Origin of the sequence: Hydrogenimonas sp., assembly GCF_029932565.1 — a bacterium.
Classification (GTDB): domain Bacteria; phylum Campylobacterota; class Campylobacteria; order Campylobacterales; family Hydrogenimonadaceae; genus Hydrogenimonas.
On the sequence record NZ_JAOZPV010000007.1, the window covers coordinates 1 to 24,517 of the forward strand.

The window sequence follows — 24,517 nt, forward strand, 5'->3', positions numbered from 1 at the left end:
GAACGCGCTTCGCGCTGGTGGGAGTGTGGGAACGGTGCTTCGCACCTTTGTGGGAGTGTGAGGCGCCGCCGGGGGCGGCTTGTTAGAATGTGAGATCGGCGCGGTGCGCCTTTGTAAGAGTGTAAATTGTAAAAAATAAAGAGAATCTTACTTTCTCACCCTCTCACCCTCTCACCTTCCCACAAAGGTGCGAAGCACCGCTCTCACATTCTCACAAACTATTCCACAATCTCCCGGATCGCCCGGATCTGTCCAAGCAGTGTATCGAGATGTTCGAGGCGGATCATATTGGGTCCGTCGCTGAGGGCGACGGAGGGATCGAAGTGGGTTTCGAAAAAGAAGCCGTCAACACCGGTCGCGGCTGCGGCACGTGCGAGATAGGGAACGAACGAGCTGTCGCCGCCGGTCTTGCCGCCCTGCCCCGGCATCTGGACGCTGTGGGTCGCATCGAAGATGACCGGAGCAAATTTGCGCATGATCGGAAGGGAACGCATATCGACGACGAGGTTGCCGTATCCGAATGTCGAACCCCGTTCCGTCAGCCAGACGTTCGCTTTTTTGCTCGTTTCGTAATCGGCCGTTTCATACCCGCGTGTTTTGAGCACTTTGAGCACCGAATACTGCATATCCGCGGGCACCATGAATTGCCCCTTTTTGATGTTGACGATGCAGTCGGTTTTGGCAGCCGCCACCAGCAGGTCGGTCTGGCGGCACAGAAAAGCCGGTATCTGCAGCGCATCCACCGTTTCGGCCACAAGCGGCACCTGCCAGGATTCATGCACATCCGTCAATGTCTTGTAGCCGAATCGTTGCTTGACCTCTGCGAATATTTTCATCCCCTCCTCGAGGCCGGGGCCCCGGTAGCTCTCCAGCGACGTCCGGTTGGCCTTGTCGAAACTCGCTTTGAAATAGAAATCGATCGTATCATCTTCATCGTACCGCTTCAGCGACTCGGCGATGCGCATGACATTATCCCGGCTCTCGATGACACACGGACCCGCTATCAGAATCATTTTCATTTTACCTCTATTCCCTCTTTATCGAAAATTATCAGCTCTTTTTTCTTCTCTTTTGCAACATTCAAGGCATCTTCCGCCAGACCGAGCATCTGGTTCAGGTGGATCTGCATCCCGTACATTGTTACGGCACCGGCACTTCTTCGGTAATCGATCCGCTTGTTCCCCTGCATCAATGGTGACTGTTTGATTTTCTGGTCGATTCGCTCGAATACGGTCGGAAGATCGTCAGTATCGCACTCCGGCAGCAGAATAAAAATGCCGGAACCGCCGAAACGTCCAAGGACATCGCTGCTTCTGACAACACTCTGAATCGATTCGGTCAAATGCTTGAGTACACTGTCACCCGTTTTGAAACTGTAACGCAGATTGATCTTTTCGAGCTGATCGATGTCGACAACCATCAGGGAGACCGGCCAACGGTGACGCCGGGCCAGTTTGATCTGCACATTGGCAGTCTTGACGAAAAAGGGATAGTTGAACGCACCGGTGGTTTCATCGAGTGATCTCGCTGCCTGAACCTCCTCGTTCAGCGAGGCGATCTTCTTTTCGCTCGCCTTCAGCGACCGGTTGCTCCTGAACCATAAAAACCCAAATCCGCCTGCAAGCAGGACCAAAACGGCAATCGCCCCCAGACAGATCTCATTCATAGCCGATCCTAGTAGGTTTCAATGACATTGTTCTCTTTCTCTTTTGCACGATCGAGCGCTTCGAGCGCCCGATTTGCCAGTCGTTTCAACTCCGCTGCACTGGGCTCCAGTGACGCAATGCCGATTTTGCACTCCAGGTGGTATGTCGTATTGTCATCTACAATGATCTTTTTGTTGGCGATACGCACCATGATGCGCTGGGCAATCTCATCGACATGTTCGGCAGAGCAGTTGGGCAGAAAAACCAGATATTCGTTTTTCGTGAAACTTCCCGTCATATCGCTGCCACGTAAAACCGACCCGAGCTCACCGAGTACGATGTCCCGGATCTGGACACTCACATCTTTGTCGGCCGTAATGTGCCCTTTCATCGGCTGAATATATATCGCCACCATGCTGACAGGCCAGTTGTTGCGTTTGGCCAGAAGAATCTGTTTCTTCGCAATGGTATGAAAAAGCTGTTTGTCATGCAGTTGGGTCGTTTTCGATGTCTCGAGCACTTCGTCGCATCGTTTGATCTGAATACGTGCTTTGATCAACTCTGTCACAAAAACATACGATACGATCGCCGCAAGTATGAAGAAAATGCCATAACCGGCATTGATGGCGATAGAAGCCGGAATATCAAGCTTCACCAGATAGTCGATCATGACCGGCAGCCACGCGGCAGCACTCGTCAAAAAGATGCCTCCAATCAGTGCACCCAAAATTTTATACCGTTTTTTCGTGATCATGCTCTACCTGTCCTTTCAGAATAGTTCGATACGGTTGCCGCCTTTGCGCTTCGCCTGCTCCAACGCTTCGGTCGCACGGTTGACCAGATGGTTGAATTTGGCCACTTTGCCGGCAAACGAGACGACACCGGAAGAAAATGGAATTTTGATCGTTGCCTTCCCCACTTTGAGCGGTTCCGAAAGAATATGATTTTGAATCCGCTGAATCACCCGTTTGGCATTTCTCGCATCACAGTTCGGTAACAGCAGAGCAAACCGATCGTCATCAAAACGGGCAACGAGATCACTCTCCCGCACCGATTCCTTGATGATTGTCGCAAAATGTTTCAACACCTGGTTGCCCGCATCGAAACCATACGTCTTGTTAATCATTCCCAATCTGTCGATATCCATGATGACCATTCCGACCGGCCAGCTGTTTCGTTTGCACATCCGGATCTGCGTCCCGGCCAGCTCCTTGAAGACTTTGCTTTTGTAGAGACGGGTCGTCTCGTCACGAAGCATCTGCTCGTCTTCCTCTTTTTTGACACGATCGATCATCGCTTTCTGGCGCAGAAGGTGATAAAAAACCAATAGAAAAAAGGTGAGATAGGCGGCACTCATCAAGGCCAGAAGAAGGTTGGATCCGCCGCCGACTCCCACGTTTATCAGTATCCATTGGAAGCCGGTCATCAGCGTACTTGCAGCGACAGCTGCAAAAAAAGCCTCTACCGCAATTTTCCATACCGGTTTGTCGAATTTCAACATAGCAGTTACTTTATCATAATTTCTCTTATACCGAACCCAACGCAACATGGGGAGGGAGTGTCCGGATGCTTTAAATATCGGCCAAACGGCGTTGGGGATAAAGCCTCTTGGTTACGATCCGATGTTACGCAAGTTGAGCGAAGCCCATGACTTGGCAGGGACTGCCTGCGGCGGTGTTTCACACATCGCCTACGGTTTCGAGCCTACGAACGACACGCAGGTGTCGTCCGCTTACGGCTCTCACCCTTGCAACCCCCTAAAACTACGAAAGCTCACGCTTCCGAGATGACGTTCTGCCAAAAGGCTAATATCAGTTACGATGTTTTCACGCGTGTGACCGTCAGACCCGCCGCCACGATCAGAAAAATGCCAGTCCATGTCATCCAGTCCGGGAACGGATCGCCGATGAGAAGTCCAAGAAGAATCGAAAAGAGAATGTTGCTGTAGCTGACCGCACCGACGACACCGGCTTTGGTCACACCATAGGCTTTCGTCATATAGATCTGCGCGAGTGTCGCGAACAGGCCCATTACAATCACGTAGATCCATGCCCGACCGGCCGGCATGACAAAGTCTCCAAAAAGCATATCGAGCTCGGGCGAATCGACATAGGGGCTTGCTGCCATCAGAATGAGCGGGCCGATGGTACCGATTCCCATAAACGAAAGCACAATGGCACGGGTATCGTAATAGCGTTTCAACTCCCGTACAGCCGTATAGGCCAGAGCTGCCCCGATACCACTGAAAATTCCAAGCCACGCCGTCTTGTCGAGCATCAGTCCCGTCGGTTTGGCGATCAGAACGATACCGGCAAATCCAAACAGAAGAGCGCTCCAGCCCGCAACACCCATCTTTTCACGCAGAAAAAGCCAGGCGAAAAAAGCGGTAAAAACAGGAGAGGTTTTCGAATAGGTCATGGCATCTCCCAACGGGATGTGGGCGATATTGTAAAAAAAGGCGAGCAGTGCCAGAAAACCCATCAACCCTCTGAAAACCAGAAGCAGCGGTTTCCCGCCCGTATGGCGCATTGGCTTCTTCACCAGCGTGGAAGCCACCAAAAAAACACCGAAGACATTGCGGAAAAAAACCACTTCGAGCGACGGCATGGTCTGACTCAACAGTTTGGCAAACACACCCATCAATGCAAACATCAAAGAAGCGAACAGCATATAGCGGATACCGGCATCGAGCCGCATGAATCTTCTTTTCAATGGCGGGACTTGTCGTCGGTTTCGAAATCGATCAAACGCCCACGAACGTCACCGAACATGATGACATCTTTGAGAACCGCCTTCCTGACGACATTGTCGTGACCCAACGCCAGATAGAGTTCACCCCCCTTGGAGCCGAAGAGTTTCTGGTAAACGGTCACTTTCAGATAGCAGGGAGCGTCGCCGAGAAGGTCTTTGATTTCGTTCCGTTTTCTACCCGTCACTGTCTCGACACGCACCTTCCCGCTCTTTTTTTCCGCACCGACGGCATGAAGATTGCGATCGAATGGCTTGGTGCAGTCGCCAACGATATCCATGATATTGAAGTAGAGAGAAAAAATGTCATTGTTGGCATAATAGGGAAGCGATTCATTCTTCTCTTTGACGAGTTTTCCGTTCTTGAAGTTTTTCTCGTGAAAATTCACGATACGATGAAGATGGTCGAACCGGTAGATTTTGATACGGCGTTTTCCGGATCGCCTGATATCTTTCGAATAACTCTCCGGCACCAGCCGGCCTTCCAGAATCGTTCCGGTACTTCGGTATGTTTCGACCCGGCCGCCACTGAGAACTTTGGCCAATCCGGTCGCTTCCGCTTTCATAACGATTTCATAATGGCCATTCTCTTTCGTCAACCTGGCTTTCGCGACTCCCATTTTTCCAAAAATACCGTACTCCACGACATATCTGGCCACCATCGTCTCGGCAGAGAGTGAAAGGGCCATCAAAAGCAGCGCAAAAACAAGCCGTCGAACCATCTTCTATCCCCCTTTATCCGGCAATTTAATCATAAATAGGATAAAATCGCACTAAATTGTTGACAAATTTACCATTTGGTATATACTGCCAGAAAATTGTGTACTAAAGAGAGAGATGAAAAAAATAGCGATTCTGGGACAACCCAATGTAGGAAAAAGTTCCCTCTTCAACCGTTTTGCCAAGCGCCGTATCGCCATCACATCCGATATGGCAGGCACGACACGCGATGTCAAGAAAGAGATCATCGATTTCGATGGAAAAGAGGCGGAGATTCTCGATACGGGCGGTATCGACGAGAGCAGCGAACTTTTCAGACGTGTCAAAAACAAGGCGATCGAAGCGGCGGAAGCTGCCGATATCATTGTCTACATGGTCGATGGCAAGGCATTGCCGGATGACCGGGACAAACAGCTCTTTTACCGTCTGCAGGCACTCGGCAAACCGATCGCCCTCGTCATCAACAAAATCGACAACGACAAAGAGGAGGAGCGTGCCTGGGAGTTCAGCGAATTCGGTGCCGACAACATGTTCGCCATCTCGGTTTCCCACAACCGACGGGTCGGGCAGTTGATCGACTGGATCAAAAACCACCTCGATGAACCGCAAATTGAGCGGTTTGTCATGGAAATGGATGAAGCGGATGCACTGGAAAACCTGATCGAACAGTTCGATGAAAGCGGAACGCTGCAGGAAGAGGAAGATCTCAGCCGAATCGGCGTGGCGATCATCGGCCGGACCAATGTCGGAAAGAGCTCGCTGCTCAATGCCCTGCTCGGCGAGGAGCGTGCCGTCGTCAGCGATGTGGCGGGCACGACGATCGACCCGGTCGACGAGCAGATGATTCTCGGTGACAAAACCGTCACCTTCGTCGACACCGCCGGTCTGCGAAGACGCGGAAAGATTCAGGGAATCGAACGGTACGCCCTCGGAAGAACACGACAGATGCTCGAACGTGCCGATATCGCCCTGCTGGTTCTCGATGCCAGCGAACCGCTGAGCGAACTGGATGAAAAGATCGCGGGACTGGTCGACGAATACAAACTCGGATGCATCATCATTCTCAACAAGTGGGATGAAGCGCTCGGAAGCTACGAAGAGATGGTCAAAGAGATACGCTACCGCTTCAAGTTTCTGAGCTGGGCACCTGTCATTACCATTTCGGCCAAATCGAAAAAACGCGTCCATAAAATCAACGACATGATTTTGAACGTGTTCGAAAACTATACCCGGCATATACCGACACGCGAACTGAACGAAGTGATCAGGCAGGCGACGATCCGGCACCACATTCCGAGCCACAAAGGGAAGCCGGTCAATATTCTCTTCGCCTCGCAGTATGCCATCAAACCGCCGAAAATCGCGCTGATCTCCAATCGCCCGAAAGGCATTCACTTCAGCTATCTGCGATATCTGAGCAACCAGTTGCGGGAAGCCTTCGATTTCGAAGGCACTCCACTCGTTCTGGTGCCGAAAAAACGGGGAGAAAGAGAGGAAGAAGAGTGAGTAGTCTGCGAGCGTAGCTCGCAGAGAATTGTCAAGGGTCTTGGTCAATTTTTGGGTTAAAAACCGTTTTTAACGCACTCAAAACTCAAAAATCGAGCGTCAGCTTGCATGCGAGTGAAAGCTCGCACTCCTTTCCCTGCATCACATAGTAGAGTTCGTAGATATTCTCCATAATGTACTCCACATCTTCAAAGGCATCTTTGGTGCCGGCAAAGAGAACCTCATCCCCGATCTTGATGGGCAATGACGGATCCGGAAGCAGTATCTCCTCGTCATCCCGCCGAATATAGAGAATAAGCAGCGGATTCTCTTTTCTCCAGTCGTCACGTCGTCGATAAAGAACACTGTAGGGGACCTCTTCGCCCGTTTCACTGAGATGGTTGACCAGCGCATAGGCATGGTTGACATCGATGACCGTTTCCAGTGTCTCGGGATTGTTGTTGATATGCTCCTTCATCAGTTCGACAACTTTTTTCCCCCATGACTCACCGCGATAGGCCATCAGCCTGATAAAGCGGTCGGCCAGAGGACGCGCAAGCACATTGTAGGTTTTGTTGATCATCAGCGTTTCAATCATAATGACACGATCGATCTTTGCCGCTTTGAAAACGACCGTATCGGCAATGTGATTCTCCCTGGCAATCGTATAGATGTCGGGATTGATGCGTTTTGCCGCCATGATGATCGAGAGGTTGAGCAGATCGTCTTTCGTGGCGGCAATGATACAGGTCGCTTCCTGCACATCCGCTTTGAGCAGGATTTTCTTGTCGTCGGCATCCCCCACCATCACCTTCTCGCCGCTACGCGCTTTCGCGGCTTTTTCGGGACTCGCCTCAATAAAGACATAATCGATACCGGCACGCCGGAGCCCTACTTCAAGCGCTGTTCCCATCCGGCCATATCCGCAGACGATGTATTTCCCTTTTTTCGGAAGCCTATCTTTTTTCCGGAGAACGAGTGGATCCCCGTAGAGCCACTGTTCGATCATCAGCAGCGATGGCGACGTCAGGGAGAGGTAGATACGCTTCGCCACAATTTTAAAAGGATTCTCCACCACATCGGCACCGATCGTCTTGAGGTTCTGCCCATACTCGTCCTGTGTCGCCTCGACGACCACCATGACATGTTTGTTCATCAGCTTCGCCGAGAGTGCGACATGCAGATTCATCACATCGTCATTGAAGAGCGATACGACCGCCCGGCAGTTTTGCTTATGAATGCCTGCGATTTTGAAAATTTTTGGATCGCGGATATCCCCTGCCAACGCGGGTACCTCAATCGCATAGTCCTCCAGTGTCAACTCTTTGATTTTGCTCTCGTTTTTCTCGATGACGACACTCCGAATACCGTCATGGGTCAGGCGATCGATAATCTGCCGCGTCATGGAGTTGTAGCCGACGAAGATGATGAAAGGCTCATCCATCTTGCGGATTTTGCGCTGAAACTGCGCCAGGGCGATCTGCGCAGCCAATACTTTGTCCTGCACCAACGTAATGATGGAACCGATGGCGTAAAACCATCCGATAACGGTCAGATAGATACAGAAACCGACCCAGAGTTTCTGCGGATAGGTAAAATCGTACGGCGACTCTCCGAAACCGATCGTCGTCGCCATGTAGCTGACAAAATAGAATGCATCAAAAAAGGAGAGATGGTACGGTTTCCCGTTTTCGTCCATACCGGGAATCATGACCATCCCGAGAATCGAGATAGCAAATGTGATCACCAGCACGAACATCGGCGTCCGCATGCGTTTGATGATCAGAAAGAGAGAGTTGTTGCCCAAAGAACGTTACCTTTTGGATTTCAGCACGTCACCCGTGAAGAGTACCACGGATGTAATATTGGCCAGAAGCGCACCCCCAGAAAAGGAGATAATCGCCGTGACCGTCTCCACGTTCATGCCCGTCACATATTCGCCCAATGCCCAGATCGAAGCGGCACCAATCAGCTGAATATCCGCGACGAGACTGGTTGCCAACAGGACGGCGCCCAATTGCGTTTTATCGCCGAGTTTGTAGATGGTAGCGATCAGGTTGACGATGATGGCCGCAAAGAGCTCGTACCGGTTGTGCTGCTCCAGCACGGTTGGATCGCCATAGAAAAAACCGAAGTTCATCGTCAGCGCCAAAATAATAAAAAAGCCTGCAATCACCTTTTCCAGATTCATATGATTCCTTTGGTCGCCTATAAGGATTTTTGAGACGGGTTCTAATTGTAAATTGTAATCTCATACGGATTAAACCGTACTAAAATGATCATCCGGTATAATCCCGGAAACATTTATGGCAAGGATTATCGATGCGAATCGTCAGCGGTATGCGCCCGACGGGCAAACTCCATCTCGGACACTATCTGGGCGTGCTCAACAACTGGGTCCATCTCCAGGAGGGGAACGACTGTCACTTTTTCGTCGCCGACTGGCATGCTCTTTCAACCAGCTACGAAGACAAACTCAACCTGAAGCTTCTGGGACGCGAACTGGTCAAAGACTGGATCGCGGCCGGTATCGATCCGGACAAATCGACACTCTTCGTCCAAAGTGCCATCAAAGAGCATGCGGAACTCTATGTTTTGTTGAATATGATCACCCCGCTGGGTTGGCTCGAGCGCAACCCGACCTACAAGGATCAGCTGGCACAGATGCAGCACAAAGAGATCCATACCGCCGGTTTCCTGACCTATCCGGTCCTGCAGGCGGCGGATATTATTTTGTACCAGGCCGATCTCGTGCCGATCGGGGAAGATCAGAAACCGCATCTGGAGATTACACGGGAAATCGTCCGCCGTTTCCACCACCTCTTCTCCTGTGAAGTATTCAAAGAGCCGAAAGAGATGCTGACCGAAACGTCGCGTCTTCCGGGACTCGATGGACGCAAAATGAGCAAAAGCTACAACAATGCCATTTTTCTTTCCGACACGCCCGAAGAGGTTTGGGAGAAGCTTCGGGGAGCGAAAACAGACCCGCAGCGGGTACGGCGCAACGATCCGGGCGACCCCGATGTCTGCCTTGTTTTCGACTACCACAAGGCGTTGACCGAAGATGCCGTCGTACAGAAGATCGATGCCGACTGCCGTGCCGGCGCCATCGGATGCGTCGACTGCAAGAAGATATGTGCCCAAAGCATCGAACGCCTGCTCGAGCCGATGCGCGAACGACGGGCGAATCTCGACGATGACACCATCGACACAATTATCGAAAAGGGCAATGCGGCGGCGAAAGCCGAAGCGTCCGCGACAATGGAGAAAGCCAACCGTGCCGTGTTTGAAATCTCCTGCGACATCTAGTCGGCGATGGATGGGTGAAGCTGCCCCCGACCCCTGTAGTCCGGCGAATGCGAATCCGTTGATACGGCATTGGCAATCGACAATGGAGTGGGACGAACGGTTTTTGTAACCGTGTAACGAGATCAAAGGAGAGAATCGTGAAACGCTTTCTGGGAAAACGCAAACTGATCCGCATCTTTATCAGCAACGAAGAGAAATACGAGGGCCAGCCGCTTTGGGAGTACCTGTTGAAAAAAGCGAAAGAGATGGATATATCGGGTGCTACCGTTATCAAAGGTGTCGCCGGTTTCGGAGCGCACTCCGACATCATGGCCTTCAATGTCTGGACACTCAGCCAGAAGCTGCCGCTTATCGTGGAGATCATCGATACGGAAGAGAAGATCACGAAGTTTCTCCGTCTCGCGAACGACTGGATCGAAGAGGCGTTCGTAACAATGGGCGATGTTGAAGTCATCGCCTACAAACACCCGAAACATGGTAGCCAATGATGCAAACCGGACTTCTGTTGGCGGTCGGAACCGGTGGTTTCGTCGGTGCCGTTCTTCGCTTTCTCATCAGTTCTTGGCTCCAGAAATTTTCACCTCTTCTTTTTCCTGTCGGTACACTGGGCGTCAATGTCCTGGGCAGTTTCATCATCGGATTCATGGCGCTCTATTTCGAAAATGTCATTGCACCCCATCAGAAAGCGTTCATTATTACCGGCATGCTCGGTGCCCTCACGACATTCTCGACCTTTTCGCTCGAAACGGTCACGATGCTTCAGGAGAGTCTATGGGGACGCGCATTCGCCAATATCACGCTGAACGCATTGTTATGTATCGCGGCCACGATCGCCGGGATGATCCTTTTTAAGAAAATGTACGGATAATTGCGTCTTGAACAGAACCCAATCTCAAAGCGTAGAGAGACAATATCGAAAGGAGCCTGAATATGTATACAGTCGATATCGAAAAACGGTGCAGTTGTGTCAGGAAAGATGACGATCTCACCCTTCCCAAACATTTTGACGACAAAGCCGAGGCGGAACTGGCCGCCCTCAAACTGATCAACCACATGAATGCCAACTACTGCAAGAAGCACCGCTTTTACGTGACTGAAGAGGGAGAAAAACTGACGATCCGTGTCGAACTCGCCTGCCCGAAGGAGATATGAGACGATTTTAGCGCACTATCAATATCTTTTATGTAAAATGGATTCATCTCCCGGCACAAGGATAGTTCGATGCGCATTTTTTCGGATGAAACACTCGTAACATCGCCAATCCATACGGCAATGAGCTATACATGGATCGCCATCAGCGGCAGATGGAAAAATACCGTCATCGTAGCACTGGCACTTATTCTGCTCTCCATTCTCTCCATCGTGCCGGTTCTTGGATTCATCGCCTCCGTCGTTCAGGCGATCGTCCTCTATGCGCTCGGATACTGGGTCGTCGACCGGATAAAAGAGTCCGGCAGCATGGACGCTTTCAAAGAGGGAGTCGCCACGGAAAAGATCAAAACGATGATGTTCGCCTTTTTCTCGCCGGCGGCAGGCTACTATGTCGGGTTCATGATCTTTTCGATCATTATGATGATCGTTACCGTCGGCATCTTCTGGATCACCGGAGGATTCGAAATGGTCGCGGCCATGCAGCACCAGCAGCCCGGCCCAGACTCCTCTCCGGAAGAGCTCTATGCATTTTACGTACAGATCATGGGCGTCAGTACGCCAACCATCCTGTTCCTGCTGATCACGTCGCTCTTTTTCAGTTATCTCTGGCCTCTGGTCTATGGCTACGCCCTTTTTCAGCGAACCTTTTCGGATGCCTTCAACGCCGTGTTCATGTTTTTTTCGACACGTTTCTGGAGCGCCGCATTTACAGGAAGCTACTTCAAACTCGTGACACTCTGGATGCTGATCCTTTTCGGTGTCGGACTTGTGATGGGCATCAGTATCGGCACCGTGATTCTTCTGCCCATCGGTATTCTCATGCTTCTTTGGATGGTCTACTTCACGGCAATTGTCTCGGCGGAAGCCTACAATCTGGCCGATGATATCTGAAGCTAAACCGATTTTTTATACAATGGGAATCATATTACGACGGAAGGAAGGTGATGGTCGATCTGCGACAGGTTGAAAAAGAGTTCGATACCGTTTCGGCGGCGCTGAAGCGGCGGGGGGTCGAAGAGGGGGTACTGGAAAGAATCAAAACGCTGTTCGAGGAGAAGAAAGCGGTCCGGGCACGTCTCGAAGCGGCACAGGCGGAACAGAATGCCAAAAGCAGACTCTTCGGTCAATACAAACGCGAAGGCAAAGATGTTACGCAACTTCAGAAGGAGGTTGCCGAGAACAAGGCGCGTATCGCCGCACTGAACGAGGAGGTTCGGGTGCTCGAGGAGAGACTTGCCGAACTGGCGACAACGATCCCGAACATACCCGACCCCGACGTACCGGACGGCGAAGACGAAGAGGCGAATGTTGAGATCAAGCGCGTTTTGGAACCGGCATCGTTCGATTTCAAACCCAGGGAGCACTGGGAACTGGCCGAACGCAACGGCTGGATCGATTTCGAGCGGGGTGTCAAAATTGCCAAAAGCCGATTCAGCGCACTTCGTTACGAGGGGGCACGTCTCGAACGCGCGCTGATCAACTATATGCTCGATTTCAACCGTGATCGCGGTTTCGAGGAGGTGTACGTCCCATTCATGGTCAATGCCGAATCGCTTTTCGGAACGGGCCAGCTGCCGAAATTCGCCGACGATCTTTTCAAAATCGAAGGGGAAGAGCTCTATATGATTCCAACGGCAGAGGTGCCCGTTACCAATCTTTTTCGGGACGAGATTCTGAAAAAAGAGGAGCTGCCGCAGCGGTTGACAGCCTATACACCCTGTTTCCGCAAAGAGGCGGGTTCGGCAGGACGCGATACGCGGGGCATGATACGGCAGCACCAATTCGACAAGGTGGAACTGGTCGCCATTACAACGCCTGAAGAGAGCGACCGGGTTTTCAACGAAATGGTCGCCTGTGCATCCGATCTGCTGACATCGCTGGGGCTTCCCCACCGACATATGCTTCTTTGTGCCGGCGATATGGGCTTCAGTGCGGCCAAAACGGTCGATCTGGAGGTGTGGCTGCCAGGCCAGGGACGATACCGCGAAATCAGTTCCATCTCCAATACCCGCGATTTCCAGGCAAGACGTGCCCGAATCCGCTACAAAGAGGAGAAAAAAAACCGGCTCGTCCATACATTGAACGGTTCCAGCCTCGCCGTCGGCAGGACGCTGATTGCGATTATGGAGAATTATCAGCAGGCGGACGGTTCGATCGTCGTTCCGGAAATCCTGAGGCCCTATCTTTGAAAAGGTGATGCATGGCTGAGGAAGAAGAGGTCATCATACTCGAGGAGGAAGAGGGAGAACCCTCTTCGCCGGAACAACCGGAGGAGGGTGGGCCGCCTCAGGGAGAGAGAAAAGGGAGAAAAAATCTCATTTTACTGATCGGTGGCATCGGTGCCGCCGCCGTGCTTCTCCTCCTTGTTGTCATCCTCCTTCTGACCAAAAAGGAACCGGCGCCTATCGAAACCGTGAATCCGTCGGATATTGCAAAAAAGATCAGATCCTCCGAAGAGTTGAAACCTCTCGCCACACCTTCCCAGATCGAACGGATGATCAAGAAAGCCAACATTCTCTACGAACGGGGCAACAAGAGAGAGGCACTGAACCTTTTCGAGCAGATCGCCAGCTACAGTGCATCGATCTCCTACTACAATCTTGGTGTCGCCCAGATGCGCCAGGAACGTTACGAGGATGCGATCCAATCCTTCAAAAAAGCGATTCAGAACGGAGAAAACCGATGTATCAGCGCCGTCAACGCGGCGGCGTGTGCGCTCCATCTCAAAGACAGAAAACGGTTCGAGTACTACCTCGACATGGCCGAAGCGAACCTGCCCGACAGCTACAACTCCTCTCTCTACAGCTATCTATACGCACTGATCAACTACTACAAAGGCAACTATTTCGAGATATTGAGCGCGGTGAACCATCCGACATCGCAGAGCTACCTCAAAGAGCTCAACCGTATCGGTGCCGTTGCCTATGAAGTGTTCAACCGCCCTCTCAAGGCCATCGATCTGATGGAAAAAAACATTGCACCTCACGATCTCCTTCTGCTTGGCCAGCTCTATGCGAAAATCGGCGACTACCCCGTTGCAGTGCGCTATCTTCAGCGGGCCGTAGAGGAGTCGGACGATCCGCTCAAAAGCCGCAAAGCACTCGCTCTGGTCCAGCTGAAGAACATGATGCCGCAAAAGGCGGCGGATATTCTTCAGAAACTGCATACCGATTTCAAAGGAAAAGGGAACGACCTCTATCCGATCAAAACGAAACTGGCCCCTTCCGTTTACGATATTCACGCCGCACAGAGACGCTATTCCGCCAAAGAGATCATTGCTCCGCCAAACGCATACAGACTCCTTTTCGAGTTCGCACCCTTCAAAGTTTTCAATGCCACACAGACACTCAACTACATCAAAAAGGGGAACGCCTCGATCTACGTCGACGAAGCGCCGGAGGCGGCAAAATATCTTTCACGAAGCTCGAGTATTTCGCATGTCAATCTTCAAATTTCCAAAGCGATCAAAGCGGCGATCGATCACCGGCTGCGCAAAGCCAACAGACTTCTGCAGGATGCGCTCGAACGGTATCCGAACCACTCGATCCTGCATTACAATCTGGCACTCACCTATGCACAGCTTGGCAACTTTTCCAAAGCCCATCAGCACTTTCTCAGAAGCTACCATCTCGATGCATCGAACTATCTCTCCGCCATTTTCGCGCTGATGTGTGAAACACTCACCGGCAAACCGATTCCCCAGATCGAACAGTTTGTCAACGACGATTTGAGCCGCATGGTCAATCCCACCGAAACGGAGCGGTTCCACCAGGCGCTCTTCTACTTTTACAAAGGAAACCTTTCCGCTGCGAACAAATGGCTTACAAGCGGCCACGACAGCCGTCCCATCTACCTGCTGCTCGATCTTTTGATTTCTGCCAATGAAGGGATCTGGAACGAGGCGGAGCAACGTGCAAAAAAACTGCGTAACCGCATGGCCGACGATGTTCTGGCCAACCTGCTCTATCTGCAAATCCGTTACAGGAACGAAGATATCAAGCGCTTCAGTGCCAAAGCACAGAGATATCTCAAAGAGCATCCGTTGAATCTGGATGCCGTCTATTACGGCAGTGCCTTTACACGAGAAAACTATATCGCATTGCGATTCATCACAGGTACGCTCTATCGGTTCAAAGAGGGGCTGGAGGAGAGAGTGATCGAAGAGAGAGGCGATCCGGTTGGCATCATCGAAGCGCTTGCTTTGTGTGACATCTATCTGCAGAAATATGAAAAAGCCTATGTTCTTTTCAATCAGCTGGTGGACAAATATGGTATGCAGGACAGCCGCACTCTCTTCCTTTCCGCCGTCGCCTCGGTTGGAGCCGGCCACCCCGCCAACGCATCGGCACTTCTTCAGCTGGCGAAACTGACCGATCCGAACAATCTCGAAAGCCGTTACGCACTCGGACTGCTCCATCTTGAAGAGGGGAATGTCGATGCGGCTGTTATTCAGTTTGGGAAAATACCCAACGGCACTTTCCGGTCGGAGTTTTTCGATTTCGATGTGACGGGCTACCTTCGCAATGGCAAGGCTGCGAAAATAGTGGGGAGTGAGACGCGCTGACGCGCCTAGTGTTGAGTGTTAAGCGTCTGAAAAAGCCCGTCGGGCTTTTTCAGACTCCTTCGCAATCGTCGAGACGACAGTCGTCCGGAACCATCGAAAGATAGCTGTTCAGTGCGCCGATGTAGGCTTTTGCACTGGCGAGCATCGTATCGATGCTGAGGCCGTGGCCGATGACGGCGTTTTTGCTCTCGTCGAATCGGACATTGACCACCACTTTGGCGAGGGCATCTTTGCCCTGCGTCACCGCTTCGACCCGGTAATCCATCAGCTGTCCGGTATGGCCGCTGATGCGGTCGATTGTCTTGAAGATGGCATCCATCGTCCCGTCACCGATTCCGGCATCCAGCAGCTCTTCACCCTCATGTCGGATCTTGACGGCGGCACTCGGCACACCTCCCGAGCAGTCGGCGATCTGCAGGCCGACCAGCTCATACGTCTGCGGAATGTTGGTGATCTCGTTGGCAATCAGCATCCGGATATCGTCGTCGTAAATCTCTTTTTTCTTGTCGGCAAGAATCTTGAAGCGGTCGAATGCTTTGTTCAAATCCTCTGGACTCAGTTCGAAGCCGAGCTCCTCCAATCGCTCCTTGAAGGCATGGCGGCCGCTGTGTTTGCCCAGAACGATACGGTTCGCCTCCAGTCCGATATCTTCCGCCCGCATGATTTCATAAGTCTCCTGGCATTTCAGAACACCATCCTGATGAATGCCGCTTTCATGTGCAAAAGCATTCTTTCCGACGATCGCTTTGTTCGGCTGCGGTTCGATACCCGTGATCGCAGCGACAAGCCGGCTGGTGGGGTAGATCTCCCGTGTGTTGATACCGGTTTCGACATCGTGAAAGACATCGGAGCGTGTCTTCATCGCCATCACGAGTTCTTCGAGCGCGGCATTGCCCGCACGTTCTCCCAGGCCGTTGATCGTACACTCCACCTGGCGCGCCCCATTCATGACAGAAAAGAGCGAGTTGGCGACTGCCAGTCCGAGATCGTTATGGCAGTGAACCGATATGATCGCCCGTTCACCTACATGTTCGTGCAACGTTTTGATCATCTCGCCCATCTCCTGGGGAAGGCGATAGCCGACTGTATCGGGAATATTGAGCGTTGTCGCACCGGCTTCGATGACCGCATCGAGAATCTCTTTCAAAAAGGGCATCTCGCTGCGGCCGGCATCCTCGCAGCTGAACTCGACATCATCGGTAAAGGTTTTCGCAAGTTTGACCGCTTCGACGGCACGCCCTACCACTTCGTCCGGCGTCATTTTCAGTTTGTGTTCCATATGAATGGGACTGGTGGCGATGAAGGTGTGAATACGCTTGTGTGCCGCTGCTGCAAGGGATTCGCCTGCCTGAACGATATCCCGTTCCACTGCACGTGCAAGCGAACAGACTGTACTCTTTTTGACCACCTCGCCAATGCGGTAAATCGCGTCGAAATCGCCCGGACTCGCCGCAGCGAAACCGGCTTCGATGATATCGACACCGAGTCGTTCCAGCTGCATGGCGATCTTGATTTTCTCCTCGGTGTTCATCGAAGCACCGGGGCTCTGTTCTCCATCTCGTAATGTAGTATCAAATATATAGACTCTATCTTGTTTCATAGTGGTATGTCCTTCAAATCTTTAAAATAATGTGGTCTGTTTGAATGGTTGTAGGAATCAGAAGAGTTCGGATAGGAGAGTGTTTTTGATTTCGATTTTCGGTAAATGTTTGATTGCGATAATTCGGCCCGTTTCGGTTCCGTACATCATGTCTCCTTCCTTTTTGATAATGGAAGTATATCATATTACACCAGCTGCTCTACTTTGATATTCTTATTAGTTGATAATTTTTTTCTTTCATTGCCCCTTCTTTGCCCTATTTTTTACCATAATCGTACGAAGTGTCCGTAATGGACCCCACAAAATATAGAGTGTTATCATCAGTGCAAAACCTTCCACAGGAAAGAGATACATCAGAGATGCCATGACGATGAGCAGAACGAGTGTTTTCATTATCATAGGCTTTTTCAGATTGATTCTCTTGAAACTCGGATACCGAATATTGCTGACCATCAAAAACGATATGAGGAGGGTCGAAACGAGTAGAATCCAGCCGTATGAGTGTGGCATCGCGTACCGTTCAAACATCAAAATCCAGATCGAAACGAAAACAGCCGCTGTCGGAATCGGCAATCCGATAAAAACAGTCGGATCGGTATTGGGACTCATGACATTGAAACGTGCAAGACGTACGGCTCCAAAAATGATATAGAGGGCCATCACGAGTATACCGAATCGGCCATATTCCTGACCGATGAAACAGTAAAGAAGCAGTGCCGGGGCGACCCCGAATGCCACGATATCCGCAAGCGAATCAAACTCGATTCCGAATCTGCTCGTTGTATGGGTCAGACGGGCGACCCGTCCATCCAGGCCATCGAACAGCAGGGAGAGAAAAATGAGCCATGCCGATTTTTCGAAATGGCCCTGTATCGCGGAGACAATCGCGATAACTGCCGTAAAAATGGAGGCTGCCGTAAAAAGATTGGGAAGAATGTAGATAAAATGGAAAGAGCGGCCGTTCATACAGTTTTTCGGGCCAATACGGACTGGCCGCCCAACACTGCGTCTCCCGAAGAGATCGCAAGGGAGAGACTTTTCGGCAGCGTGAGATGAACACACCCTTCCGACAGAACGGCAAGAGTTTCACCGGTACGCACCGGACCCTCGGAAATAGTTGCAGGAAGTCCGAACGAATAAAAGCCGCACACGATCCGCATCCGGATCGTCATATCCTCCCATCGATACCCGATAGCAACCTGTTCGTTCAGACGGGATGCCTTGGGATCATCCGTCGCGAGAAAGAGACCATGAAGGTACTCAGAAGCCACCACGTCACCATCGAGCGGAGCACGAACGGCCGTGACATCGAAAAGCCTCTTTTTGATTTGCAGATGTATTGCACCATCCTTCTCTTCGATTTTCGATACAATCCCGTCAACCGGCGCGATGAGAGCCTCGGATCCCGAGTCGAGCGGCACCCGATTCGGAACGAAAAAGAGGTATGCCGCAAAAAAACTGAGGAGTATCAAAAGAAGGTTCAAAAGGATTGCATCGCTGAATATCAGCACCAATAGCGTCAATCCCCATACTGGGAGAATGTATCGCCAGCCCTGGGGCAGGATCGTGCCATTCCCGGTCATTTCCGGTTATCCCTCCCCTTTGTCGGAACTATCGGAAACGGCAGGGGAGTCCTGATCGACCGCCGGAGTCTCCGACTTTTCTTCCTCTTCTATGGCCGCTTTATCATTGACCAGTTTTGTTTTGATACCATGCTTCTTTTCAAATTCGCGAATGATCTCCCGTACCTTCTTCCCTTCGATCGTTTCCGCTTTGAAGAGCTCTTCCACCATCTCTTCGATCGCTTCATGATACTCTTTGAGCCGGCTGACAACATGCCGGTAGCGTTCGTTCAGAAAGCCTTTGATGAAGTCGTCCATCTCTTCGGCCGTCTTTTCGCTGTAATCTTTCTGGCTGTACCCGCCACCGAGAAACATGTTGGTCTGTTTTTCAAGAACCATCAGTCCGGCCACATCGCTCATACCGTAGAGACTCACCATCGCTTTGACGATATCGGTTGCACGCTCGAGGTCGTTGCTCGCACCTGTCGAAATCTCGCCGATAAAGACCTCTTCGGCCGCACGGCCGCCAAGAAGTGTGTCGATCTCCGCGACAAGCTCATGCTTCTGCATCAGATATTTGTTCTCTTCCGGCGTATTGAGCGTATATCCCAACGCGGCAAGACCTCTCGGAATGATCGAGACCTTCGAAACCTTTTTGGCCCCCGGCGTCGTCTCTGCGATCAGGGCATGTCCGCTTTCGTGGTAGGCGACGATCCGCTTCTCTTTCGGAGATATACGGCGTGATTTCTTTTCGAGACCTGCGATGGCACGTTCGACCGCCTCGAGGAAATCCTCCTGCTCCACCTGCTCTTTGTTCTTACGCCCGGCAAGCAGAGCCGCTTCGTTGACGATATTGGCGAGGTCCGCTCCGGCCAGACCCGCTGTCAGGCGTGCAATCTCTTCGAGATCCACATTCGGTGCCATTTTGATATGTTTGACATGCACGTTCAAAATCTTGATACGGCCTTCGAAATCGGGTTTGTCCACAAGCACCTGCCGGTCGAAACGTCCCGGACGCAGCAGTGCAGGATCGAGCACCTCCGGACGGTTGGTGGCCGCCAATACAATAATCGGTGTATCGGAGCTGAAACCATCCATCTCGGCAAGCAGCTGGTTGAGCGTCTGCTCGCGCTCGTCATTCCCGCCGATCTGGCCACTCGCCGCACGACTCTTGCCGATCGCATCGATCTCGTCGATGAAAATGATGGCCGGTGCCTCTTTCTTCGCCTGTTCGAAAAGATCGCGCACACGTGCCGCACCGACCCCGACAAACATCTCGATAAAACTCGATCCGCTGACCGAAAAGAATGGCACATTCGCTTCACCGGCGACCGCCTTGGCCAGCAACGTTTTACCTGTACCCGGAGGACCTACGAGCAGCACACCTTTTGGTATCTTGGCGCCGAGCCGGATATACCGCTCCGGATATTTGAGAAACTCGACGATCTCCTTCACCTCTTCCTTGGCCTCTTCCACACCGGCGACATCGTCGAATTTTACATTCGGTTTTTCGGAATTGACCAGTTTCTTGGCACTTCCCATACCCAGAATGCCGCCACCCATATTCTTCTGCATACGGCTGGCCAGAAACATCCAGATACCGAAAAAGATCAGAATCGGCAAAACCCAGCCAAACAGGATCTCTCCCAGCCAGTTGTTTTCGCTGTATCCGCTGTATTCGACCCCTTTTTCATCCAGCAGCGGGATGAGTGTACTGTCCTCGCCCACCTTTTTTGCGATATAGAGTGTTTTGAAGCCCCCTTCGCTTGCCACCCCTTTGATGACAGTCTGACCGATCGATACGAATTTGATCTTTCCCTCTTTGATCATCTTCTTCAGATCCGAATAGGGGATCGTTTTGGTCTGCGTTACGGGTGCCGTTCCCATGGCGCTTGGATTTTGCGCGCCAAACTGCCCCTCCTGCGTTCCGATAAAACTCTTGAAAAGTATAATAATCAGGAGTGAGAAGATCGCAAATGTCAGCAGAGGATTTTTATTGAAAAAATTCTGATCGTTCGGATCTTTTTTTGGATTGTTATCCGCCATTGTTATCCTTGTTTTTTATAAATTTTCGTTCGCCATTCACGATTGGCGATCGTTTCCAGAAGCTCGAGATCGCCAAATGTTTCGTCGATCTGTGCCTCTTTTGTATCAACTATTCCGGAAAGTATCAATATTCCATTCTCTTTAGTCCGTTTTTTTAAGTCTTTGGCAACCATTCTGAGCACATCGGCCACAATATTCGCGACAACGATATCGTAACGTCTGTCGGTGCCGTTTGCCGACCCTTCCCAGATATTGTCGGGGTGCTGATCGTTGAGTGCAAAATTTTTCTCCGCATTTTCGACTGCAAGCGGATCGGTGTCACAGGCATCGACTCGCGCGCCCGACATGGCTGCGGCAATCCCCAGTATACCACTTCCACAGCCTACGTCAAGCAGCGTTTCTCCCTCTTTCACATACCGGCCGATCGCCTGCAGGCAGCTCGATGTGGTTTCGTGGTGACCCGAACCAAACGCCAATGCAGGATCGATCATAATATTGCGTTTGCCCTCTTTGGGTGCCTCCCAGCTCGGGTAGATATAGAAATCCCCCACTTCCACCGGACGAATCGCTTCCCGATACTTGGCAATCCAGTCGACATTCTCCTTCGTTTCGACAGAGACCTCGACCGCCACCGGTTCACCCAGACGCTCGGAAAGTATATTCGCGTATGTTTTGACACCATCGATCAACGGTGTGACATCATCTTCGGAACGGATAATGAGGGATGCGTCGGTTATTTCAATGGCATCGGGAAAGAGTGTCTGCAGAAAATCGAGGAAAAGGTCAATATGTGCCGACGGTGTCACCGTCAGCTCGTGATAGGTCTCCGTCATCAGTCATTCAGGCCAAGAACCGCTTCCAGTTTCTCTTTCAGTACCTGCGGTGTGAACGGTTTGACGATATAGTTGTTGACACCTGCCTTGAGTGCCGTAATCACTTCGGCTTTTCCACCCTCCGTCGTCACCATAATGATCGGAATATCTTCAAATTCCGCCTCCCCGCGTACCTTTTTGACCAGTTCCAGACCATTCATGTTGGGCATGTTCCAATCGGTGATAAGTACTCCGATGTCACTTTTATTGGCCTGCATCACATCCCACGCTTCCTGGCCGTCTGCCGCTTCCAGCAGCTCTTTGTATCCCAATCGATTCAACGTATTTTTGATAATCCGACGCATTGTCGAACTGTCATCAACCACCATGATCTTCAAAGTTGGTCCTTCATCAATAAATTGAGTATTATTTTATCGTTTGCACTATTTAAAGGAGTTTAAGGGCACTCTTTAACACCACATCACGCAACGATCTCAAACGCTTTGCGCAGATCGAGTGTCCCTTCGTAAAACGCTTTGCCGACGATGACACCGGCCACCCTACCCGTTGCCAGCAACGCTTCGATATCGTGGATATCGCGGACTCCGCCGCTGGCGATCGTATCGATGCCGCTTGCCTCGGCAATGCTTACGGTAAAATCGACATTTACGCCCGAAAGTGTACCGTCGCGTCCCACATCGGTACAGATGATCGCCTCGACACCGCAGTCGGCAAATGCCCTGGCCAGTTCGGTCGCTTTCATCTGACTCACTTCGGCCCACCCTTCGACGGCAACATATCCGTCGATGGCGTCGATACCCACGGCGATCGGATATTTCGCTGCCATCGTTTTGACAAACCCGGGATCTTTGACTGCAATGGAACCGAGTATGAGCCGATCGATTCCAAGATCGAGATAGCGCCGTATCGTCTCTTCATCCCGTATGCCGCCGCCCAACTCCATTTTCAGATTGCAGTTTTTCCGGATCTGCTCAATCTGTTCGAGATTTTTCGGTTCGCCGGCAAACGCTCCGTTCAGATCGACCAGATGAAGCCATTTCGACCCCATCTCCTCAAATGTTTTGGCGAGCTGCCACGGCTCGTCGCTATAGATTTTCGCACTCTCCATCAACCCCTTTGTCAGACGAACAGCTTTTCCGTCCTTGAGATCGATCGCTGGCAGTATCTCCATCTGTCACACCTTCATGTCAATAAAATTTTTCAGGATTTTCAATCCGTTGTCATGCGATTTTTCCGGATGCGGCTGGATACCGAAAATATTGCCGTTTTGCACGGCACTCACAAACTCATACCCATACCATGTCCGACCGATCGCATACTCATCCGTCGTGACGGCATGGAAAGAGTGGACGAAGTAGAGATAAAAATCGCGCGGCATACCGGCAAACAGGGGTGTCTCTTTCTGAACGAAGAGTTCGTTCCATCCCATATGGGGAATCTTATGCGGCTTGTCGAACAGATTGGTATCGAAAGGCACCACTTCACCGGGGATGAGTTTCAACCCTTCATGCATGCCGAACTCATGACTTCTTGAAAAAAGCAGCTGCATGCCGAGGCAGATGCCGAGCATCGGTTTCCCGCTCTTGGCAAATGCCTTGACAGCCTCATCCATCCCGTTTTGTTTCAGATGCTCCATCGCATCCCCGAAGGCCCCAACGCCCGGCAGCAGCATTTTGTCAAATCTGCCCACTTCCTCCGGGTCGGAGACAACTTTTGACGCCGCCCCGATCTTTTCCAGTGCATTGCGCACACTGGCCAGATTCCCCATATTGTAGTCAATAATCGCTATCACACATCACCTTTTATCCATTCACGAACCACGTTTCATTGTTCATGAATCACGCTTCACTCAATCATCGCTCTTTTCTGATATTTTTGAGGTAAAACGAGAGCCCAAAGAGCAGCAGTGTCACACCGCCGATCAGATAGACGGCGTAGATCAGTTTTTCGGGGTCGATTATAGCAAATTTGAAGACCAGCATCAACGCTTCGATCGCCAGCGCGATAATGATGGAGCCGAGAAAGCGAACCATCGTTTTGTGAATCTCGTCCGGCTCCCCTTTTTTGTGCTGGCCCAGCACCTCCTCTTCAAAAATCGCTTTGACAAGATCGAAAATAGCCAGAGAAAGCGTCAGCAGAATCGTCGCTTCGAACATCTCTTTGATGTCAATATTGAAAATATTGAGTTCTGCCGTAAAAAAACTTTTGACGCCGTTGATGAAAAGAATAAACGCCACGGCAAGAAGCGCCAGAGAAAATGCCCCGTAACTGATGCGTGTAAAACGCCCGAACATCGTCTCGCCCGAAGAGGGGTGAACCATATGGAGCAGTTTGTCAAGCGGTATGTCGGCACAGACGACGAACTGCAGTTGCCCCTTCTCGTTATAGACAGGATAGGCGGCTGTCACGACGAGAATTCCTTCGATTCGGGAAGGATAGGGATCTGTCAGGATACACCGTTTCTCGCGGACGGCACGGTAGTAGTATGCCCTGTCGGCACGGTTTTCTCCTTTACCGGTTCGGAATGCCTGTGTCCTGCTGATATTGTCGATGATCTGCCGTCCCTTGGCATCGAGAACGTAGAGCGTATCGATATCCTTAATCTCTTTCTTGATTCTTTTCAACGCGGCGACAATCGTCTCCAGATTGATTTCCGGTGTCTTGTTCGGAATATTTCTTGCCATAAGATAGCAGAGATAGGCACGTGCTTTTGTTCGGATTTCTGAAAACTGCTGGATCTCTTTGATAACCATGATGTTCCTTGAATTGTTGCCGAAATGGAATTTTGATAATTTTAACGTAATCTATCTTTGGGACGATACATTCATTCAATAAACATTTATGGAGTGTTA

General features: G+C 51.2%; 25 protein-coding genes. 8 read left to right on the top strand and 17 right to left on the bottom strand.

The window, feature by feature from the left end; genetic code table 11:
• Nucleotides 1-218 precede the first annotated feature (218 nt).
• The 6 genes from kdsA to Q1K24_RS01930 form a co-directional block, all read right to left on the bottom strand.
• Nucleotides 219-1,013, bottom strand: coding sequence for a 3-deoxy-8-phosphooctulonate synthase (gene kdsA, locus Q1K24_RS01905; RefSeq protein WP_300365243.1), 795 nt, complete (start codon nucleotides 1,011-1,013; stop codon nucleotides 219-221).
• 2 nt (nucleotides 1,014-1,015) lie between these two features.
• Entirely contained in the window at nucleotides 1,016-1,666 is a 651-nt protein-coding gene (locus Q1K24_RS01910; protein WP_300365124.1) for a GGDEF domain-containing protein, read from the bottom strand.
• 8 nt (nucleotides 1,667-1,674) lie between these two features.
• Nucleotides 1,675-2,400, bottom strand: a complete 726-nt coding sequence (locus tag Q1K24_RS01915) for a diguanylate cyclase (protein ID WP_300365127.1) — start codon at nucleotides 2,398-2,400, stop codon at nucleotides 1,675-1,677.
• 15 nt (nucleotides 2,401-2,415) lie between these two features.
• Nucleotides 2,416-3,147, bottom strand: coding sequence for a GGDEF domain-containing protein (locus Q1K24_RS01920; RefSeq protein ID WP_300365130.1), 732 nt, complete (start codon nucleotides 3,145-3,147; stop codon nucleotides 2,416-2,418).
• A 314-nt stretch (nucleotides 3,148-3,461) separates the two neighbouring features.
• Entirely contained in the window at nucleotides 3,462-4,343 is an 882-nt protein-coding gene (locus Q1K24_RS01925) for a DMT family transporter (protein ID WP_300365133.1), read from the bottom strand.
• An 11-nt stretch (nucleotides 4,344-4,354) separates the two neighbouring features.
• Entirely contained in the window at nucleotides 4,355-5,116 is a 762-nt protein-coding gene (locus tag Q1K24_RS01930; RefSeq protein WP_300365136.1) for a DUF3108 domain-containing protein, read from the bottom strand.
• A gap of 115 nt (nucleotides 5,117-5,231) precedes the next feature.
• Between Q1K24_RS01930 and der the strand changes: the two genes are divergently transcribed.
• Entirely contained in the window at nucleotides 5,232-6,620 is a 1,389-nt protein-coding gene (der, locus tag Q1K24_RS01935) for a ribosome biogenesis GTPase Der (RefSeq protein WP_300365139.1), read from the top strand.
• An 85-nt stretch (nucleotides 6,621-6,705) separates the two neighbouring features.
• Here the strand turns inward: der and Q1K24_RS01940 are convergent, their stop codons facing one another.
• Complete coding sequence (locus tag Q1K24_RS01940; protein WP_300365142.1) at nucleotides 6,706-8,406, bottom strand: potassium channel protein; 1,701 nt, start codon at nucleotides 8,404-8,406, stop codon at nucleotides 6,706-6,708.
• 6 nt (nucleotides 8,407-8,412) lie between these two features.
• A complete protein-coding gene (locus Q1K24_RS01945) occupies nucleotides 8,413-8,790 on the bottom strand; it encodes a DUF6394 family protein (protein ID WP_300365145.1) in 378 nt (125 codons plus the stop codon).
• A gap of 131 nt (nucleotides 8,791-8,921) precedes the next feature.
• Between Q1K24_RS01945 and trpS the strand changes: the two genes are divergently transcribed.
• The 7 genes from trpS (at nucleotide 8,922) to Q1K24_RS01980 (ending at nucleotide 15,624) form a co-directional block, all read left to right on the top strand.
• A complete protein-coding gene (trpS, locus tag Q1K24_RS01950; RefSeq protein WP_300365148.1) occupies nucleotides 8,922-9,908 on the top strand; it encodes a tryptophan--tRNA ligase in 987 nt (328 codons plus the stop codon).
• Nucleotides 9,909-10,045: 137 nt separating this feature from the next.
• Nucleotides 10,046-10,396, top strand: coding sequence for a DUF190 domain-containing protein (locus tag Q1K24_RS01955; protein WP_300365150.1), 351 nt, complete (start codon nucleotides 10,046-10,048; stop codon nucleotides 10,394-10,396).
• Nucleotides 10,393-10,776: a fluoride efflux transporter CrcB gene (crcB, locus tag Q1K24_RS01960; RefSeq protein WP_300365153.1), complete on the top strand. Its 384-nt coding sequence runs from the start codon at nucleotides 10,393-10,395 to the stop codon at nucleotides 10,774-10,776. Before Q1K24_RS01955 ends, crcB begins: the two co-directional genes overlap by 4 nt.
• Nucleotides 10,777-10,838: 62 nt before the next feature.
• Nucleotides 10,839-11,060 (top strand): hypothetical protein, encoded by a 222-nt coding sequence (locus Q1K24_RS01965; protein ID WP_300365156.1) that lies wholly within the window; start codon nucleotides 10,839-10,841, stop codon nucleotides 11,058-11,060.
• Between the two features lie 69 nt (nucleotides 11,061-11,129).
• Nucleotides 11,130-11,951, top strand: a complete 822-nt coding sequence (locus Q1K24_RS01970; protein WP_300365159.1) for a hypothetical protein — start codon at nucleotides 11,130-11,132, stop codon at nucleotides 11,949-11,951.
• Nucleotides 11,952-12,004: 53 nt separating this feature from the next.
• Complete coding sequence (gene serS / locus Q1K24_RS01975) at nucleotides 12,005-13,249, top strand: serine--tRNA ligase (RefSeq protein WP_300365162.1); 1,245 nt, start codon at nucleotides 12,005-12,007, stop codon at nucleotides 13,247-13,249.
• A gap of 11 nt (nucleotides 13,250-13,260) precedes the next feature.
• Nucleotides 13,261-15,624 carry a tetratricopeptide repeat protein gene (locus Q1K24_RS01980; protein ID WP_300365165.1) on the top strand — a complete coding sequence of 788 codons (2,364 nt, stop codon included), beginning with the start codon at nucleotides 13,261-13,263 and terminating at the stop codon, nucleotides 15,622-15,624.
• Nucleotides 15,625-15,673: 49 nt separating this feature from the next.
• Here the strand turns inward: Q1K24_RS01980 and Q1K24_RS01985 are convergent, their stop codons facing one another.
• The 9 genes from Q1K24_RS01985 to Q1K24_RS02025 all read right to left on the bottom strand — a co-directional run bounded on the left by Q1K24_RS01985 (nucleotide 15,674) and on the right by Q1K24_RS02025 (nucleotide 24,418).
• Complete coding sequence (locus Q1K24_RS01985) at nucleotides 15,674-17,224, bottom strand: 2-isopropylmalate synthase (protein ID WP_300365167.1); 1,551 nt, start codon at nucleotides 17,222-17,224, stop codon at nucleotides 15,674-15,676.
• A 237-nt stretch (nucleotides 17,225-17,461) separates the two neighbouring features.
• Nucleotides 17,462-18,190: a CDP-diacylglycerol--serine O-phosphatidyltransferase gene (gene pssA, locus Q1K24_RS01990; protein ID WP_300365170.1), complete on the bottom strand. Its 729-nt coding sequence runs from the start codon at nucleotides 18,188-18,190 to the stop codon at nucleotides 17,462-17,464.
• Nucleotides 18,187-18,807, bottom strand: coding sequence for a phosphatidylserine decarboxylase (locus Q1K24_RS01995; RefSeq protein ID WP_300365173.1), 621 nt, complete (start codon nucleotides 18,805-18,807; stop codon nucleotides 18,187-18,189). The genes pssA and Q1K24_RS01995 overlap by 4 nt, the downstream gene beginning before the upstream one ends.
• Before the next feature lie 6 nt (nucleotides 18,808-18,813).
• Nucleotides 18,814-20,832, bottom strand: a complete 2,019-nt coding sequence (ftsH, locus tag Q1K24_RS02000; RefSeq protein ID WP_300365176.1) for an ATP-dependent zinc metalloprotease FtsH — start codon at nucleotides 20,830-20,832, stop codon at nucleotides 18,814-18,816.
• A gap of 2 nt (nucleotides 20,833-20,834) precedes the next feature.
• Entirely contained in the window at nucleotides 20,835-21,665 is an 831-nt protein-coding gene (locus Q1K24_RS02005; RefSeq protein WP_300365179.1) for a 50S ribosomal protein L11 methyltransferase, read from the bottom strand.
• A complete protein-coding gene (locus Q1K24_RS02010; RefSeq protein WP_300365182.1) occupies nucleotides 21,665-22,042 on the bottom strand; it encodes a response regulator in 378 nt (125 codons plus the stop codon). Before Q1K24_RS02010 ends, Q1K24_RS02005 begins: the two co-directional genes overlap by 1 nt.
• Nucleotides 22,043-22,125: 83 nt before the next feature.
• Complete coding sequence (gene hisA, locus Q1K24_RS02015) at nucleotides 22,126-22,836, bottom strand: 1-(5-phosphoribosyl)-5-[(5-phosphoribosylamino)methylideneamino]imidazole-4-carboxamide isomerase (protein WP_300365184.1); 711 nt, start codon at nucleotides 22,834-22,836, stop codon at nucleotides 22,126-22,128.
• A gap of 3 nt (nucleotides 22,837-22,839) precedes the next feature.
• On the bottom strand, nucleotides 22,840-23,457 hold the full coding sequence (gene hisH, locus Q1K24_RS02020) for an imidazole glycerol phosphate synthase subunit HisH (protein ID WP_300365187.1): 618 nt from the start codon (nucleotides 23,455-23,457) through the stop codon (nucleotides 22,840-22,842).
• A gap of 61 nt (nucleotides 23,458-23,518) precedes the next feature.
• The gene (locus tag Q1K24_RS02025; RefSeq protein ID WP_300365190.1) at nucleotides 23,519-24,418 is read right to left on the bottom strand and encodes a PDC sensor domain-containing protein; all 900 of its coding nucleotides are present in this window, start codon (nucleotides 24,416-24,418) and stop codon (nucleotides 23,519-23,521) included.
• Nucleotides 24,419-24,517: the final 99 nt, after the last annotated feature.